Below are 15,719 nucleotides of genomic sequence, written 5' to 3' on the forward strand. Positions count from 1 at the left end.
CGTAGGCCGGTCGTCAACCGAGCCGGACGACCTCCGACGGCCCGACCCGCAGGAGCCGGCCCTGGAGAGGGACGGGCCAGGAACCGTCGTCCGACCCGCCCTCGGCAGACCACGCGACGTGCCCGTCGGCGAGGTCGAGAGCGAGAAGGTCCGTCCTGCCGTCGTCCTGGTAGGCGAGCAGGATCGCTCGCCGCCCGTCCGTGTAGGCGGTCTCCGTCCAGCCGACGCTCCCGCCGGCCGCGGCCTCGACCGTCTCGCGGTCGAGGGACCAGCGCACCCGCCCCGTCGTCGCGTCGAGCCCGGTCATCCAGCCCGTGCTGGACCCCCCGGACACGACCACCGTGTCGTGCGTGGCGACGAGCACCGTCTCGGGCGCCACCACCTCGGACGAGCGCCACCGCTCGCGGCCGTCCCCGTCGAGCGCGACGAGCTCCCCCTCGTACCGGGCGAGGAGCGGCGCGTCCGAGCCGTCGGTCGAGCGGGGCACGAGGACCGGGCCGGGCGGCTCCCAGCGCACGGCGCCGTCGGCCCCGAGGACGGCGGGCGCCGCGTCGTTCCGAGCGGCCGACGACGAGCCCCAGGCGGAGCCGTACCCCGTCGGGTCGCGGTAGTACGTCCCGTCCGGGAGCGCCACCACCGAGTCCAGGGGGTTGTCGGGGTCGTCGAGGCGCTCGCCGTCCGGCGTGAACCATCCCGTGACGCCGCAGCCCTCGACGCGCACGAGGCGCGGCTCGATCGCGGTCCACAGGTTCTCGAGCTCCGCCCGGATCGTCTCCGTCCCGTCCACCTCGGTCCAGCCGATGCACTGCCCGGCCCCCGCGACGAACGGCACGTCGGCCTCCCACCGCGCGTCCCCCGTGAGCGCGTCCTCGACGCGGACGACGGCGGGGCGCCCCAGGGGGAGGTCGGCGACCTCCCCGGTGGCCACGTCCTGCTCGACGACGGCGCCGTCGCCCGCGGGGACCTCGCCGACGCGCTGGGCCCGGAGGAGCACGCCGCCCGTCCCGGGGATCGGCGCGCCGCCGGCGGACGTCGTGTCGCGACGCCCGAGCACCTCGCCGTCGGCGGCGAGCACCGTGACCGCCCAGCCCGACGCGAGGACGCGGCCGGTCGCGGGGTCGAGCGGCAGGTCGGTCACGCCGCCGGGGCCGACGGCGTCCGGCACCGGCGCCACGCACACGAGCGTCGAGGCGGGCTCACCGAAGGGCAGCGACCACAGCAGCTGGCCGCCGCACGACGCGTGGGCGCCGACGTCGGCGCGCCAGCGCTCCACCCCCTCGTCGAGCGACCGCCCCACGGCGGTCCCGTCCTCGACCGTGACGACCACCCCGGGCAGGAACGCGAGCCCGCCGGTGACCTCGACGTCGGCCGACCAGCGCTCGACGGGCGCGTCCGGCAGCGGCTCCAGGCCGCCGGGCGCGGCCCGCAGCCGCTCCACGTCGGCCCGCCCCTGCCACGCGTCGACCGCGAGCATCCCGCCGAGCACGAGGGCGACACCGGCCGCGGCGACGACGATCGCGCGTCGGCCGCGGCGGGCCGCCCCACGCTCGGTCGGCCCGCCCTCGGCGGGCCGGACCTCGGGCGATCCGTCCTCGGGCGAGCCTTCCTCGGCCGGGCTGCTCCCGGCCGGCTCGCTCCCGTGCGGTCCGCCTGGCCCTGCCGGGTCGTCCGGGGCCTCGAACGACGCTCGGACGACCGGCGTCGTGCCCGACATCGGGCCCCGCGGCGCACCGGACGGCATCCACCGAGCACCGCCCGACGCGCCCGACGGGTCCGCGCCCGGGCCGTCCGCGCCGAGCTCGTCGTCCCCGTCGACGTCCTCGGACTCGACCAGCTCGAAGGTCAGTCGGTCCCGGGCGTCACGTCGTCGGAGCGGCACGCGGCCAGCCTAGGGCAGCCCGTCGGGCGGCGGACCCGCCTGGCACGGGCGGGTCCGCCCGTCACGCGACCCCGAGGTACGCCTCCTTGATGCTCGAGTCCGCGAGCAGCTCCCGGCCGCCGCCGCTGCGCACGACCTCGCCCGTCTCGAGCACGTACGCGCGGTGCGAGCGGGACAGCGCCTGCTGGGCGTTCTGCTCGACGAGCAGCACCGTCGTCCCCTGCGCGTTGATCTCCGACACGATGCGGAAGATCTGCTGGATGACCATGGGCGCGAGGCCCATCGACGGCTCGTCGAGGAGCAGGAGGCGCGGCCGGGCCATGAGCGCGCGCCCGATCGCGAGCATCTGCTGCTCGCCGCCCGACATGGTGCCGCCCACCTGCTCCTTGCGCTCCGCGAGCCGCGGGAAGAGGTCGAAGACGCGCTCGACCGTCTCGTCGTGCTCGGCCTTCGACGCGAACGTGCGCGCGTACGCACCCATCTCCAGGTTCTCGACGACCGTCATGCCCGGGAAGATGCCGCGACCCTCGGGCGCCTGCACGATGCCCTCGAGCACGCGCAGGTGCGCCTTCATCTTCGTGATGTCCTTGCCGTCGAAGAGCACCTTGCCGCGCGCCACCGGGCGGATGCCCGAGATGGCGCGCATCGTCGTGGTCTTCCCGGCGCCGTTGGCCCCGATGAGGGTGACGAGCTCACCCTCGTCGACGGTGATCGAGATGCCGCGCACGGCCTCGATCCGCCCGTAGGCGACCGTCATGTCCTGCAGCTCAAGCAGGGGCATGGCCGCTGCCTCCTTCGGTGGTGGGGGCCGCGGGCCCGACGCCGTCCGGGCCGGCCAGCTCCTCGTCCGGGACGCCGAGGTACGCCGCGACGACCTTGGGGTCGTTCGTGACCTCGTCCGGCGTGCCGTCCGCGATGACGCGCCCGAACTCGAGCACGACGATCCGGTCGGTCACCCCGCGCACGAGGCGCATGTCGTGCTCGATGAGCAGGACGGTGTACCCGTCGTCGCGGATGTGGCGGATGAGGTCCATGAGGGACTCCTTCTCCGCCGGGTTGAAGCCCGCCGCCGGCTCGTCGAGGCACAGCAGCTTCGGCTCGGTCGCCAGCGCCCGCGCGATCTCGAGCCGGCGCTGGTCGCCGTACGAGAGGTTGCGCGCCTTCTCCGTCGCGCGCCCGCCGACGCCGACGAACTCGAGCAGCGCGAGCGCACGGTCGATCGCGTCCCGCTCCTCGCGCCGGTGCCGCGGTGTGCGCAGCAGCGCCCCGGGGACCGACGTGCGGTGCCGCGCGTCCGACCCGACGACGACGTTCTCCAGCGCGGTCATCTCGTTGAACAGGCGGATGTTCTGGAACGTGCGGGCGATGCCGCGCTGCGTGATCCGGTAGCGCTTGAGCTTGCCCACCGGGGAGCCGTCGAAGACGACCTGCCCCTGGGTGGGCCGGTAGACGCCCGTCATCGCGTTGAACGCGGTCGTCTTGCCCGCGCCGTTCGGGCCGATGAGCCCGAGGATCTCGCCGCGCCGGATGTCGAACGTCACGTCGTCGAGCGCCACGAGGCCGCCGAACTGGACCGTGACGTTCTGCATCTGGAGCAGCGGCTCGCCGACGCGCGCGTGGACCGTGCGGTCCGGCGCGACCATCGCGTCGACGAGCTCGGGGTTCGCGAGCTCGGGGCGCACGTCCGCGACGTCGACGACCGCCGGCTCCTCGAGGACGGCTCCGGGCATGTACAGGTCGGCACGCGACGAGTCGGCGCGGCCCGACGACGCGAGGTGCTCGTCGCCGTGCTCGCCGCCCGCGCCGATGCCGCCGGGGTCGTGGGTGCTCATCGGGTCTCCTCCCCGGTCGTCGTGCCGTCTGCGCCGGTCCCGGTCGTCGTGCCCGTCGCGCGGGAGCCGCCCGACGCCGTCGCGACGGCCGGGGAGCCCGGCCGGGCGCCGTCGTCGGACCCGCCGCGCGTGACGGCCTGCGCCGCGCGGCGCGCGGCGACGTAGAGCTCGCGCCCGTAGGCGAGGAGCTTCTGCCGGACGGGGAGGAGCCCCTGCGGGCGGAAGATCATGAGCACGACCAGCGCGATCCCGAAGAACAGGTACCGGTAGCTCGCGATCTCGTTGCCGTTGATCGGGATGCCGAACAGCTCCGTGCGGCCGAGGAAGAAGTTCGGCAGGTACACGATGATGAACGCGCCGAGGATCACCCCGAGCTTGTTCCCCTGGCCGCCGAGCACGACGGCGCACAGGAAGAGCACGGAGTTGATGACGTTGAAGTTCGTCGGGATGACGAACTGGACCTGCCCCGCGTAGAGCGCGCCCGCGACGCCGCCGATCGACGCCCCGATGACGAACGCCCACAGCTTGAAGCGGAACGTCGGGACGCCCATGATCTCGGCCGCGTCCTCGTCCTCGCGGATCGCGACCCAGGCGCGCCCGACGCGCGAGCGCTCCAGGTTCCCCACGAGCAGCAGCGAGATGACGATGAACACGAGGCTCAGCCAGTACCACCACACGCCCGAGTTGAGCGTGCCCGCGGCGTTGCCCGCGGAGAAGACGCCGTTGGGCAGCTCCTCCGTGACGCCCACCCGGGGGTAGGCGACGCCGCGCAGACCCTGGCCGCCGCCCGTCAGCTCGTCGAGGTTGTCCGCGAGGAGGCGGACGATCTCGCCGAAGCCGAGCGTGACGATGGCGAGGTAGTCGCCGCGCAGGCGCAGCGTCGGCGAGCCGAGGATCAGCCCGGACAACGATGTGATCGCGACCGCGATCGGCAGCGCCGCGAGCCACGCCCAGTCCTTCGACAGCCACTCGTCGGTCTGGTTCCACGGGCTGTCGGGGCTCGTGAGGATCGCGACCGTGTACGCGCCGATGGCGTAGAAGCCGACGTAGCCCAGGTCGAGGAGGCCCGCCTGGCCGACGACCACGTTGAGGCCGATGGCGATGAGAGCGATCATGCCGAACTGCGCCATGACGCCGCCGAAGTTGGTGCCCACCGTGGTGAGCACCGGGATGTTGAGGATCGGCACGAGCGCCAGGAAGAGCAGGAACGGCACGCCGATCGCCCACTGGGTGGGCCGGGCCTGGGCGTCCCACCACAGGCGCAGCCGGTCGCCGACGCCGCTGTGCGGCCGGTCCTTCGTCGCGACGCGGCCGGCGGGCGGCATCGCGGTGGGGCGACCGCCGTCGGGCGCGGGGCCGGGTGAAGGTGCGGGTGTCGAGGTGCTCATGCGCGGGCCCTCCCCAGCGACTCCCCGAGGATGCCCGTCGGGCGGAACATCAGGACGATGATGAGGAGCGCGAACGCGACCACGTCGCGCCACTCCGTGCCGAACACGACCTGGCCGTAGTTCTCCATGACGCCGAGCAGCAGACCTCCGAGCAGCGCGCCGCGCAGGTTGCCGATGCCACCCAGCACCGCGGCGCAGAACGCCTTGATGCCAAGGATGAAGCCGCCGGAGTAGATGATCCCGTTCGGCACGCGCAGCGTGTAGAGCAGCGCGGCCGCGCCGGCGAGGATGCCGCCGATGAGGAACGTCAGCATGATGACGCGCTCGCGCGAGACGCCCATGAGGGTCGCGGTCACCGGGTCCTGCGCGACGGCGCGGATGCCGCGGCCGAACTTGGTCCGGTTGATGAACATGTCGGTCGCGAGCGCGAGGACGAGCGCGGACAGGATGATGACGAGCGTGATGTTCGTGACCGGCGCGCCGCCGATCGTGAACTGCACCTCGGGCTGGACGAGCCGGATCGGCTGCTGCGCGTTGACGCCGCCGAGCGTGCCGCCCGTGAGCTTCGGCAGCACGAAGTGCACGAACTCCTGGATGATGAACGACATCCCGATCGCGGTGATGAGGAAGACGAGCGCCGGTGCGCCGCGCCGTCGCAGCGGCCGGTACGCCACGCGTTCCAGCCCGACGGCGGCACCGCCCGCGACGAGCATCCCGCCGAGCATCGCGATGCCGAGGTAGAGCACCGTCAGGGCGATGCCCTTGTCGTACGCGTTCCCGCTCGGGTAGAAGCCGAGGAGCATGAGCGTCGCGTACTGCCCGAACATGCCGAGCATGAAGACCTCGGAGTGGGCGAAGTTGATGAGCCGCAGCACGCCGTAGACGAGCGTGTAGCCGACGGCGACGAGCGCGTAGATCGCGCCGTAGGTGAGGCCCTCGATGGTGAGGCCCCAGAAGTTCCGGGCGAGGCCCGCGATGTTGAAGTCGATGAGGGACTGGTGGACGAGGGGGCCGGCGGTCGCGCTGTGCATCAGCGCGTCAGCAAGAGCGGGCATGACGCTCCCTGGTTCGTTCTCTGGGGTACGAGGTCGTGGTCCACGACGGGCGCCCCGCCGACCGGTCCCCGCGCGGGGCGGGGACGTCGGGGCGGGGCGCCCGTCGTCGTCGGACTACTGGACCTCGTAGATCCAGATGAGCGCCGAGGCGAGCTCGCCCGTGTCGTCCCACTCGTAGGCGCGGGCCAGGCCCTCACCGGAGTAGTTCGCCACGTAGTCGATCAGGCCCGCACGGTCGGTCACGCCGGAGGCGATGCCCGTGAGCATGATCGTCGCGAGGTCGTAGCCCTCGACCGAGTACACGCCCGGCGCCTGGCCGTTCGTCTCCTCGTAGGTGGCCGCGAAGTCGTCCGGGGCCGGGCCGCACGGGCAGGAGAGGATCGCGCCCTTCGACGCGGCGCCCGCCTGCGAGACGAACTGCGGGTCGTTCGTGCCGTCCGCCGAGACGAACGGGATGTCGACGCCGCCGTCGCGCAGGCCCTGCACGAACGGCGCGGCCTCCGCGTAGTAGCCGGCGTAGAAGACGGCGTCCGCGTCGGCGCCGGAGATGATCTGCACGGCGGCCGAGAAGTCCTTGTCGCCGGTCTTGACCTCGGCGGCGCAGTCCTCGTTCGCCGCGTCGCCCAGGCCCTCGGTGATCTGCTGGGCGAGGCCGATGCCGTAGTCCGAGTTGTCGGAGACGACGCAGACGCTGCCGAAGTCCTTCGTGTTGACGAGGTACTTCGCGACCGACGGGCCCTGGACGGCGTCGTTGGCGAGACCGCGGAAGAAGTTCGTCCAGCCGTTCTTCGTGAGGTCGGGGTTGGTCGCCGACGCCGTGAGCGACAGCAGGCCGGCCTGGTTGAACACGTCGCCCGTGGCGGCCGTCTCGCCCGAGAACGCCGGGCCGAGCAGGCCGAGCACGCTCGCGTCGCCGACGATCTGCGGGGCGACCTGGGTCGCCTTCTGCGGGTCGCCCTCGGTGTCGAACGGCTTCAGCGTGACCTGGCAGCCCGGGTTCGCCTCGTTGAACGCGTCCACCGCGACCTGGGCGCCGTACTGGATGTTGAGGCCGAGCGCGGCGTTCGGGCCCGTGAGGGCTCCGGCCACCGCGATCGAGGTGCCGTCGGCGCACTCGGCGCTGCCGTCACCGGCGGGGTCCACCGGGTTGCCGGCCGCGGTCGCCTCGACCTCGGCACCGTCGATGTCGATCTGGACCGACGGGACGATGCTCAGGTCGGCCGAGCCGCCGCCGTCGTCAGTCTCGGTCGACGTCCCGGTCGTCTCGTCGCCGCCGCCCTGGGACTGGGGACCGCAGGCGGTGAGGACGAGGGTGGCCGCGAGGAGCAGGGCGGCACCCCCGCTCGCCCGTCGTGCTGTGCGATGCATGCCAACCTCCGTGGTCCTGATCCCCGCGGAGGCAGCCAAGCCGCCTCTCTCCGCGGTCGATCGCTGAATTCAACACTGAATTGCGTGCTGAATAGTGACACAGGTCACCCGGGGACGAAACCTCCCCGCGGCCGCGCCGTCCGGAGCCCTCCGCGGCATCTCGGAGGGCTCCGGACCCACGGATCCGCGGGAGGGGGCGCCTCCGCGTTCCTGGGTGACGTGAACGTAGGCGGATCGGGTTTCGTGAGACGCAGGGAGTTGTTACCGACTCGTAACGCAAGGGTCTCGTTTCGTTCCGTGAACGGTACGAACGTCCCGTTCCGAGCCCTCGACGCCCTCCTCGGCGGCGCTCTCCTCGCACCTCGCGGGGGCCTCCCGGGGAACGTCCGGGCGCCTCCGGGCGCGCTCCCTGCGCCCGCCGTCGTGGCCGCCGCGAGCGTCTGCACGACAGCTCTCGGCAACCCATGGCCAAGAGGGGGCCTACCATGTACGGTTGTCTCCGAGATTGCAGTGCCTCGCTTGTCCTCGCGTCGACGTGACCGCCACCCGGCGGGTGCCCGGCGGACCTTGTTACCCAAGAGTTGACGACGAACACCGTGATGTACTCCCCTGCGCCCGCGGGGGGTGTTTCCACACTCTTGAAGGAGTAACAATGGCTACCGGAACCGTGAAGTGGTTCAACAGCGAGAAGGGCTACGGCTTCATCGCCCCCGAGGACGGCTCCGCCGACGTGTTCGCGCACTACTCCGCGATCCAGTCGCAGGGCTTCCGCACGCTGGAGGAGAACCAGCGCGTCGAGTTCGACGTGACGCAGGGCCCGAAGGGCCCGCAGGCGGAGAACATCCGCCCGGTCTGACCCGATCTCCTCGGTAGCGGCTCGCCGCACCGATCGATCGTTCACCGAGTGCCCCCGACCGTCCGGTCGGGGGCACTCGTGCGTTTCGGGGAGCCGCGGCGGCGTCGGTCGCTGCGCCAGATGCCACCGGGCGCGGAGCCGCTCTCAGAACTCGCCGAAGCCGCCGAAGTCGTCGAACCCGCCGCCGTCGAAGCCCCCGCCGTCGAACCCGCCGCCGTCGGCACCGCCCGCGGGGTCCCCGCCCGACGCCTCGACGGCACCGCCGTCCGCGCCGCCCTCGGCGGCGCCCGGGTCCTCGCCGGCGCCCGCTGCCGTGTCCTCGGCCACGGGCTGGCTCGGGTCCGCGAACGCGGGCCCGAAGAGGGCGTTCGCGACGGCGGACCCGATGACGACGCCCGCGATCGTGCCGAGCAGGCTGGAGCCGACCATCGCGCCGAAGCCGGGGCCCGCCTGGCCCCGGCCCGCGAAGGTGCGCTCCAGCGTCCCGGGCTGCCGCATCTCCGCCCGCGTCGCCATGCGCGCGAGGTCCTGCGGGGCGTCCGACGTCGCCCGCTCTCCCGCCGGGACCTGCTCGCCGAGCTCGGCGAGCACCTGTCGGCGCTGCTCGGGCGTGAGCCGGGCGAAGGCCTCGGCGTGCGCCTGCTCGACGGCGTCCGGCGGCGCGGTGCGGAGCAGGTAGCGGTACCGGTCGATCGCGACCTGGTCCGGCGTGCGCTGCCCGGCCGCCGGCCGGGCGTCCTGCGGGGCGCTGCCGTACGCGGGCTGCTGGGCCGGGTACTGGGTCGGGTAGGGGTTCGCGGGCTGCGTCGGGGGTTGGGCGCCGTAGGGGCCCGTGTGCTGCGGCGCGCCGCCGTGGTCTCGCGGCTCGCGGCCGAGGAGCCGGTCCAGGAATCCCATGGGTCGTCCTCCGGGAGTGGGGGCGCTGCGCCGTGCGCTCGCGCCGGGGTCGTGGCCGGGTACGGCTCACTCCCCGACCAACGACGCGCACCGGCCCGCGGTTCCGGCGACCGTCCCGGCGGTCGTCCCGGCGGTCGTCCCGGCGGTCGTTCCGGTGGGCGGTCCCGGCGGCCCCGACACCGGGGCGTCGCCTGTCAGGACGTGAGGGCCAGGAACGCGCCGAGCTCCTCCAGACCGCGCGCCGACCGGGGCAGCGCCTCGGTGAGACCGGGCGAGCGCACGACGACCGCGCTCCACTGCGCACGCGACACCGCGACGTTGAGGCGGTTCCGCGAGAGCAGGAACCCGAGCCCGCGCGACGCCTCGTGCCCGGACGACGCCGCGAGCGTGAGGATGACGACCGGCGCCTCCTTGCCCTGGAACCGGTCGACCGTCCCGACCTCGACGTCCGGGTAGCCCGCGTCGCGGAGGGCGTCGCGCACCGCCCACACCTGCGCGTTGTACGGGGCGACGACGAGCACGTCGCCCTGCCCCAGCGGACGCTCGTGCGCGACGCCGTCGACCGTCGTGGTCCAGGACCGGCCGAGGACGTCCGCGACCTGGCGCACGACCTCGGCGGCCTCTTCCGTGGAGCGCACGGTGCTGCCCGCGTGCTCCACGAGCACCTGCCGCACGCCGGGGGCGACGCCGTCGAGGCGGCGGGCCGCGGCGCTCGGGTGCGCCCGCAGCCGGTCCTCGTAGGAGAGCGTCGAGACCGCGGCGGCGAGGTCCGGGTGCATGCGCCACGTGGTGGCGAGGAAGTAGCCGCGCTCGGGCGGCAGGACCCCGTGGCCGTCGGCGAGCCAGGCGAGGGCCGAGCGGTCGACCGGCTCGGGGTGGCGGCCCTGGCTGACCTGCGGGAGCTGCTGCGGGTCGCCGAGCAGCAGCAGCCGGCGGGCCGACCGCGCGACCGCGACCGTGCTCGCGAGCGAGAACTGGCCCGCCTCGTCGACGACGAGCAGGTCGAGCGTGCCCGCGGGCAGCCGTTCGGCGGAGAAGTCCCACGCGGTGCCCCCGACGACGCGCGGACCCGGCTCGGTCGCGAACGCGGCGAGGTGGGCGCCGTCGAGCTCGGCGTACACGGCGCGCGACGACGGACCGTCCGCCGCGAGCTTCTTCGCGACGAGCTCGCGCGGCACGCCTGCGCCGAGCACGACCGCGCGCAGCAGGTTCTCGACCACGGCGTGGGACTGCGCCACGACCCCGACGCGCCACCCCTGCGCGACGAGCCGTGCCACGACCCGCGCCCCGACGTACGTCTTGCCCGTCCCGGGCGGTCCCTGCACCGCGAGGTACGAGCCGTCGAGGCGCTCGACGGCGGCCGTCACCGCGTCGACGACGTCCTCCTCGGCCGGAGGCAGCGCACCGACCGCCGCTCTGTCGGCGTCGACGCCGTCGGCTGCGCGGGCTGCGGCGGGCGGCACGAGGCGGGGCGGGCGCCGCAGGAGCACGTCGGTCGCGGCGTCCTGCGGGAGCGAGCCCGTGGCCCGCCACGTGGCGAGGGCGCGGCGCGCGGCCTCCTCGGTCGCGGCCTCGAGCGGCTTCGTGCCGGGCCCGGGCGACGGGGTGAGCGCGACCGGGGTCGCGTCGAACGGCTCCGCGCTCGTCGGGAGCTGCTCGCGCACGACGAGCACGTCGCGCTCGCCCGCCGGCGTCGCGCGGCGCCCGACGTCGAGGATCGCCCCGCCGCCGAGCCAGCCCCGCACGCCGTCGACCGCCGTCCGGGCGCACGGCGGCAAGGGAGGGTCGTAGAGCACGAACGGGGCGACGCCCACGCGCAGGTCGCTGCCCTCGGGCAGCCGCCCGACGAGCTCGAGGCGCCGGGACCACGTGCGCCGGCCCGGCTCGACCTCCCACCCCGAGACGACCTCCGCCTGCTCGACGAGGAACGCGTTCCGCCGCCCCAGCCACTCGTCCGGCGGGAGCGCGAGCCGAGAGTAGTGCTCGTGCCAGAACGGCTTGGCCTCGCGCCGGTGGTAGCCGGCCGCCGCCCCGTACATCGCGAGCGCCTGCTCGTCCGCCGTGCGCCGCGCGCGGTCCTCGCCGACGGCCTGCCGGATCTCCTCCTCCAGCAGCACCGCGGACGACCGCTCCCGCTCGCCCGCGCCGGGCGCGGCAGCCGCGCCGGTGGTGGCAGCCGCGACGCTCGCGGCCGCCGTATCGGTCGTCGCGGCCGCGGAGCCGGTGTCTCGCTCCGCTGCCCCGGCCACCGCCGCGGCCGCCTCGCGCAGCCACGCGGCGAGGCGCAGCGTCGACACGCAGTCGTACCGGTTGTAGTCCGCGATCCCCTGGAGGAGCTCGGCCGCCTCCTCGCTGCGGCCTGCGTCGCGCAGGGCGGTGTACTCGGCGTACGCGACGACGGACGCGGCGCCCGTGGTCACGTCGCCGGTGCGCAGCTCGTCGCCCATGTAGAGCGGCTCGAGCTTCTTGATGGACCGCGAGCGGTCGGACACGTGCAGCGCCTGCCGCACGACGGCGTACAGGTCGACGAGGACGCCGTCGCGCAGGAGGTCGTCGACCTCCTCCTCGTAGACGCCGTGCCGCGCGGCGATCGCGAGCAGGTGCGCGCGCTCGTAGTCGGCGTAGTGGTAGACGTGCAGGTCGGGGTGGACGCGGCGGCGCGCGTTGACGTGGTCGACGAACGCGACGAGCGCGTCACGCTCCGCCGCGAGGTCGTGCGCCCACAGGGCGTGGAACGGCGGCCGGTCCTCGGGCGTCGCCGGGCGCTCGACCCACCCGAACAGGTAGTCGATCCCCCAGCTCGTGCCGCCCGCGTCCGTCCACAGCGGGTCCCCCTCGAAGTCGAAGAAGAGGTCGCCGGGGCTCGGCTCCGGCAGGGCGAGCACCGGCGCCGGGTCGTCGATGCGCCACGACAGCTCGTGCGGCCCGGACGCGTCGGCCCACACGACCGTGCCGTCGGACGGGCCGGTGCCGAGCTGGAGCGCGGCCTGCCGCCGCACGCGCGCGAAGCTCGACCGGCTCATCCCCGCCGGGACCGGCGTCTCGTCGGTCGCGGCGGCGAGCTCGTCGATCGTGAGGATCCCCGCCGCGTGCAGGGCCGCGCGCTGCGACTCGTACACGCCGCCCACGAGGAGCACGTCCCGGCGCGCCTCCACCTGGGCACGGCAGTCGGCGCAGCGCCCGCACGCGCGGACCGCCGGGTCGTCCCACGGGGCGCGGCCCTCGCGCGCGACGTGCTCGGCCGTGAGCCGCACGAGCCGCTCGCGCCGGTCCCGGTAGACGGGCAGCAGGTCGGCCAGGCGGTGCGACGTGCGCTCGCGCGTGCCGAGCACGAGCGAGACCTCCGGGTCCACCGGGACGCCCGCGCCGACGAGCTGGTCGGCGTACGCGGCGAGCTGGAGCAGCGCGGGGACCTTCGCGCGGCGCGCGAGCTTGGCGTCCACGACGGCGTAGCGCGCAGCGCCCGCGTCGTCCGTGCCCGTGCGCACGAGGAAGTCGGCCCGCCCGTGGAACGCGCCGTCGAAGAAGGCGGCCTGGTGCACGACGTCCGCCCCCGCCTCGACCGCGGCGAGCGTGCGCGCCTGGGCGGCGACGAGCTCGTCCCACGACGTGCCGCGCGGCGGCTCGACGTGCACGACGCCGCGGCCCGTCGTCGGGTCGAACGGGCCGTGCTCGGCCTCGTAGCCCGCGAGCACCTCGCGCTCGTGCCGGGCGCCGAGCTCGGCGGTGCGGGCGAGCATCACGTCCTCGCCCGCGTCGCGGCGGGGTGCGCGCCCGAGCTGCTCGTCGAGCCGGACCAGGAGCCGGTACTCGCAGTCGGCGGCCACGACGAGGTCGCTCGCCGACAGCACGAGCGCCTGCTCGCGGGGTGGGGCCACGCGGGCACCGGGCCGGTCGGCCACGGTCGCGGCCCGCAGCACCGGCTCGTCGACGAGGAACACGCACACCTCCGGTTCGGACGGCCGCCGACGGCCGTCGCCGCCGACCGTCCGTCGGTCTGCGTCCGTTCTACCAGCGGCCACCCACGCGTCCGCGCCGCCCCTGGGCCTGCCCGTGCCCGGGATGGGGCGATTCGTGCCGACGGGCAGGGCTCCCCTACTGTTCCCGTCGGACGTCCCGCCCGGACGTCGTCGTCGGACGTCGCCGCGGCACGTCCACGCCGGACCGGGAGCCCCGCGGCTCCCGGCGTCCCGCCCCCGCGCGGCGGGCGCCACCGAAGGAGGACCCATGGCCGTACGCTTCGTGCCGCCGCCGGGGTGGCCCGTGCCCGAGGGCTTCACCCCGACGACCGAGTGGCACCCGGACCCGTCCTGGCCGCCGCCCCCGCCCGGGTGGGTGTTCTGGGCGGACGACGCCGCCCCGGCCCCCGGGCCCGTGCCGCCCCCGGAGGCGCCCGTCCTGCGCACCACCGAGCCGCTGCCCGCCGGGGCCGGCACGCCGACCCGCCGGTCGCTGCGCGCCCGCTCGTCGGGCGCCACCCCGGTGGTCGGCCCCGACGCCGACGCGACGCGCGTCGCGGCCGCCGTCCCGGCACGCCCGCCGGTCCCGGGCGCCGTGGACGACCACCCCGTGGCGAGCTCGACGATGATCCTCCCCGCGCTCGGCGGGATGCTCGACGGCCCGGCCGCGCGTCCGACGTCGTCCGGCCCCGTCCCGGCCGCGCGCCCGACGCCTGTCCCGGTCGGCCGCGCGACGCCCGTCGCCACGGCAGCCGCGGCTCCGGCGGTCGCCGCCCGGGCCGGGCGCTCCGGCGTCGTCCCCGTGGGGCCGCTCGCCCTGCCCGCGGCCGACGACGACGGCGACCACGCGCCGGACCGGGGGCGGCGGTGGGTCGTCCCGACGGCGGTCGGTCTCGCGGGCGTCGCGGTCGGGCTGCTCGTGGGCATCGGCCTCACGCTCTCGGCGCAGGGCGAGGCGCAGCGCGAGCAGGCCGAGGCGCAGCGCGTGCAGAGCGAGGTCGCGGCGGAGCGCGAGCAGCTCGAGTCCGAGCGGGCCGACCTCGAGTCGCAGCGCGCCGAGCTCGACGCCGCGACGGCCCAGCTCACGGAGCGCGAGGAGGCCGTGGCGAAGGCCGAGGAGGACGCGTCGAAGCGCTCGCAGGAGCTCGACGACCGTCAGAAGGAGCAGGACGAGCGCGAGCAGGAGGACCGTCCGGGAAACGGTCCCGGGAACGGTCCCGGGAACGGCGGCGGGAACGGGAACGACGGCGGCGACGGGGACGGCGGCGGGGGCGGCTGGGACTGGGGCGGCTGGGGCTGGTGACCCGGCGGTCTCCACGAACGCCTCACGGACACGTCACCGCTTCCGGTCGCGGAACACACGTCCCTCACCGACAGTGGGAGGCGTGCTGACGCGATCTTCCTCCCCCACCCCCGACAGCGAGACCCCGATCTACGACGCCCTCGTGGTCGAGCACGAGAACATGCTGCCGCTCGTGCACCTCGGCCGGGCGCTCAGCGGGGAGATGGTCACGGTCGCCCGGCCCACGGGGCTCTCGCCCCGTCTCGCGCCGGCGCACGGCGCTCCCGCGCTCCCGCGCCGCCGCCGCGCCGGCTGAGCGCCGGATCGACCCGACCGCCCCCGGTCGACCCACGGAGGGCCGACCTCGGACGCCCGGGCCGATCTCGCGTCCCGCGCCGGGACGACGCCGCCTACAGCACGTGGGCGAGGAACGACCGCGTGCGCTCGTGCTGCGGGTCCCCGAGCACCTGCTCCGGGGTCCCCTGCTCGACGATGACGCCCTCGTCCATGAAGACGACGGTGTCGGCGACCTCGCGCGCGAACCCGATCTCGTGCGTCACGACCATCATCGTCATGCCGGACCGCGCGAGGTCGCGCATGACGGCCAGCACCTCGCCGACGAGCTCGGGGTCGAGGGCCGACGTCGGCTCGTCGAACAGCATGAGCTCGGGATCCATGGCGAGCGCCCGCGCGATGGCCACGCGCTGCTGCTGGCCGCCGGAGAGCTGCGCCGGGTAGTGGTCGGCGCGGTCCGCGAGCCCCACGCGGTCCAGGAGCTCCGACGCGCGCGCACGCGCCTGCGCCTTGCTCAGCCCGCGCACCTGGACGGGCGCCTCAGCGACGTTCTCGAGCGCCGTCATGTGCGGGAACAGGTTGAACCGCTGGAACACCATGCCGATGCGCGAACGCTGCCGCGCCACGACCTTCGGGTGCAGGCGGTGCAGGCGCGCGCGGCCGTCCTTGGTGACCTCGCGGTAGCCCATGAGCTCGCCGTCGACCCGGACGCGGCCGCCCGTGATCTCCTCGAGCTCGTTGACGCAGCGCAGCAGCGTCGACTTGCCCGAGCCCGACGGCCCGAGCACGACGCACACCGAGCCCCGCGGGACCTCGAGGTCCACGCCCTTGAGGACGTGCAGGTCGCCGAACATCTTGTGCAGGCCCTCGACCTGCACCATCGGCGTGGCGTCCGTGGTCGTCGTGCCC

The 15,719-nt window shown here is 74.9% G+C and carries 12 protein-coding genes; 3 read left to right on the plus strand and 9 right to left on the minus strand.

The window, feature by feature from the left end:
- Window positions 1-13 precede the first annotated feature (13 nt).
- The 6 genes from ABIE39_RS07805 to ABIE39_RS07830 all read right to left on the minus strand — a co-directional run bounded on the left by ABIE39_RS07805 (window position 14) and on the right by ABIE39_RS07830 (window position 7,522).
- Window positions 14-1,879 (minus strand): outer membrane protein assembly factor BamB family protein, encoded by a 1,866-nt coding sequence (locus ABIE39_RS07805; protein WP_209829000.1) that lies wholly within the window; start codon window positions 1,877-1,879, stop codon window positions 14-16.
- A 61-nt stretch (window positions 1,880-1,940) separates the two neighbouring features.
- Entirely contained in the window at window positions 1,941-2,660 is a 720-nt protein-coding gene (locus ABIE39_RS07810) for an ABC transporter ATP-binding protein (protein ID WP_074803624.1), read from the minus strand.
- Window positions 2,647-3,711: an ABC transporter ATP-binding protein gene (locus tag ABIE39_RS07815; RefSeq protein ID WP_021483128.1), complete on the minus strand. Its 1,065-nt coding sequence runs from the start codon at window positions 3,709-3,711 to the stop codon at window positions 2,647-2,649. The genes ABIE39_RS07810 and ABIE39_RS07815 overlap by 14 nt, the downstream gene beginning before the upstream one ends.
- Window positions 3,708-5,099, minus strand: a complete 1,392-nt coding sequence (locus ABIE39_RS07820; protein ID WP_209829002.1) for a branched-chain amino acid ABC transporter permease — start codon at window positions 5,097-5,099, stop codon at window positions 3,708-3,710. The genes ABIE39_RS07815 and ABIE39_RS07820 overlap by 4 nt, the downstream gene beginning before the upstream one ends.
- Window positions 5,096-6,154: a branched-chain amino acid ABC transporter permease gene (locus ABIE39_RS07825; RefSeq protein WP_043657230.1), complete on the minus strand. Its 1,059-nt coding sequence runs from the start codon at window positions 6,152-6,154 to the stop codon at window positions 5,096-5,098. The genes ABIE39_RS07820 and ABIE39_RS07825 overlap by 4 nt, the downstream gene beginning before the upstream one ends.
- 114 nt (window positions 6,155-6,268) lie before the next feature.
- Window positions 6,269-7,522: a branched-chain amino acid ABC transporter substrate-binding protein gene (locus ABIE39_RS07830; RefSeq protein WP_108051345.1), complete on the minus strand. Its 1,254-nt coding sequence runs from the start codon at window positions 7,520-7,522 to the stop codon at window positions 6,269-6,271.
- Between the two features lie 652 nt (window positions 7,523-8,174).
- Here ABIE39_RS07830 and cspE point away from each other — a divergent pair.
- On the plus strand, window positions 8,175-8,378 hold the full coding sequence (gene cspE, locus ABIE39_RS07835) for a transcription antiterminator/RNA stability regulator CspE (protein WP_009861351.1): 204 nt from the start codon (window positions 8,175-8,177) through the stop codon (window positions 8,376-8,378).
- Between the two features lie 144 nt (window positions 8,379-8,522).
- Here cspE and ABIE39_RS07840 read toward each other — a convergent pair whose 3' ends face one another.
- Together ABIE39_RS07840 and ABIE39_RS07845 are read right to left on the minus strand one after the other, a co-directional pair.
- Window positions 8,523-9,275 (minus strand): hypothetical protein, encoded by a 753-nt coding sequence (locus ABIE39_RS07840; protein ID WP_354051198.1) that lies wholly within the window; start codon window positions 9,273-9,275, stop codon window positions 8,523-8,525.
- 194 nt (window positions 9,276-9,469) lie between these two features.
- Window positions 9,470-13,216 (minus strand): TM0106 family RecB-like putative nuclease, encoded by a 3,747-nt coding sequence (locus tag ABIE39_RS07845; RefSeq protein WP_354051200.1) that lies wholly within the window; start codon window positions 13,214-13,216, stop codon window positions 9,470-9,472.
- Window positions 13,217-13,502: 286 nt separating this feature from the next.
- Here ABIE39_RS07845 and ABIE39_RS07850 point away from each other — a divergent pair, with 286 nt between their 5' ends.
- The gene (locus ABIE39_RS07850; protein WP_175009719.1) at window positions 13,503-14,537 is read left to right on the plus strand and encodes an OmpH family outer membrane protein; all 1,035 of its coding nucleotides are present in this window, start codon (window positions 13,503-13,505) and stop codon (window positions 14,535-14,537) included.
- An 82-nt stretch (window positions 14,538-14,619) separates the two neighbouring features.
- Window positions 14,620-14,832 (plus strand): hypothetical protein, encoded by a 213-nt coding sequence (locus ABIE39_RS07855; protein ID WP_128082896.1) that lies wholly within the window; start codon window positions 14,620-14,622, stop codon window positions 14,830-14,832.
- 94 nt (window positions 14,833-14,926) lie between these two features.
- Here ABIE39_RS07855 and ABIE39_RS07860 read toward each other — a convergent pair whose 3' ends face one another.
- Window positions 14,927-15,691 carry an amino acid ABC transporter ATP-binding protein gene (locus ABIE39_RS07860; RefSeq protein WP_354051249.1) on the minus strand — a complete coding sequence of 255 codons (765 nt, stop codon included), beginning with the start codon at window positions 15,689-15,691 and terminating at the stop codon, window positions 14,927-14,929.
- Between the last annotated feature and the right edge of the window lie 28 nt (window positions 15,692-15,719).

This window comes from Cellulosimicrobium sp. 4261, assembly GCF_040546915.1.
Lineage (GTDB): Bacteria > Actinomycetota > Actinomycetes > Actinomycetales > Cellulomonadaceae > Cellulosimicrobium > Cellulosimicrobium cinnabarinum.

Bases quoted from the DNA above. Each gene is read 5' to 3' on its own strand.
- ABIE39_RS07810 (WP_074803624.1), bottom strand. From the start codon at position 2,660: ATGCCCCTGCTTGAGCTGCAGGACATGACGGTCGCCTACGGGCGGATC.
- ABIE39_RS07850 (WP_175009719.1), top strand. From the start codon at position 13,503: ATGGCCGTACGCTTCGTGCCGCCGCCGGGGTGGCCCGTGCCCGAGGGC.
- ABIE39_RS07840 (WP_354051198.1), bottom strand. From the start codon at position 9,275: ATGGGATTCCTGGACCGGCTCCTCGGCCGCGAGCCGCGAGACCACGGC.
- cspE (WP_009861351.1), top strand. From the start codon at position 8,175: ATGGCTACCGGAACCGTGAAGTGGTTCAACAGCGAGAAGGGCTACGGC.
- ABIE39_RS07830 (WP_108051345.1), bottom strand. From the start codon at position 7,522: ATGCATCGCACAGCACGACGGGCGAGCGGGGGTGCCGCCCTGCTCCTC.
- ABIE39_RS07815 (WP_021483128.1), bottom strand. From the start codon at position 3,711: ATGAGCACCCACGACCCCGGCGGCATCGGCGCGGGCGGCGAGCACGGC.
- ABIE39_RS07820 (WP_209829002.1), bottom strand. From the start codon at position 5,099: ATGAGCACCTCGACACCCGCACCTTCACCCGGCCCCGCGCCCGACGGC.
- ABIE39_RS07860 (WP_354051249.1), bottom strand. From the start codon at position 15,691: ATGGTGCAGGTCGAGGGCCTGCACAAGATGTTCGGCGACCTGCACGTC.
- ABIE39_RS07825 (WP_043657230.1), bottom strand. From the start codon at position 6,154: ATGCCCGCTCTTGCTGACGCGCTGATGCACAGCGCGACCGCCGGCCCC.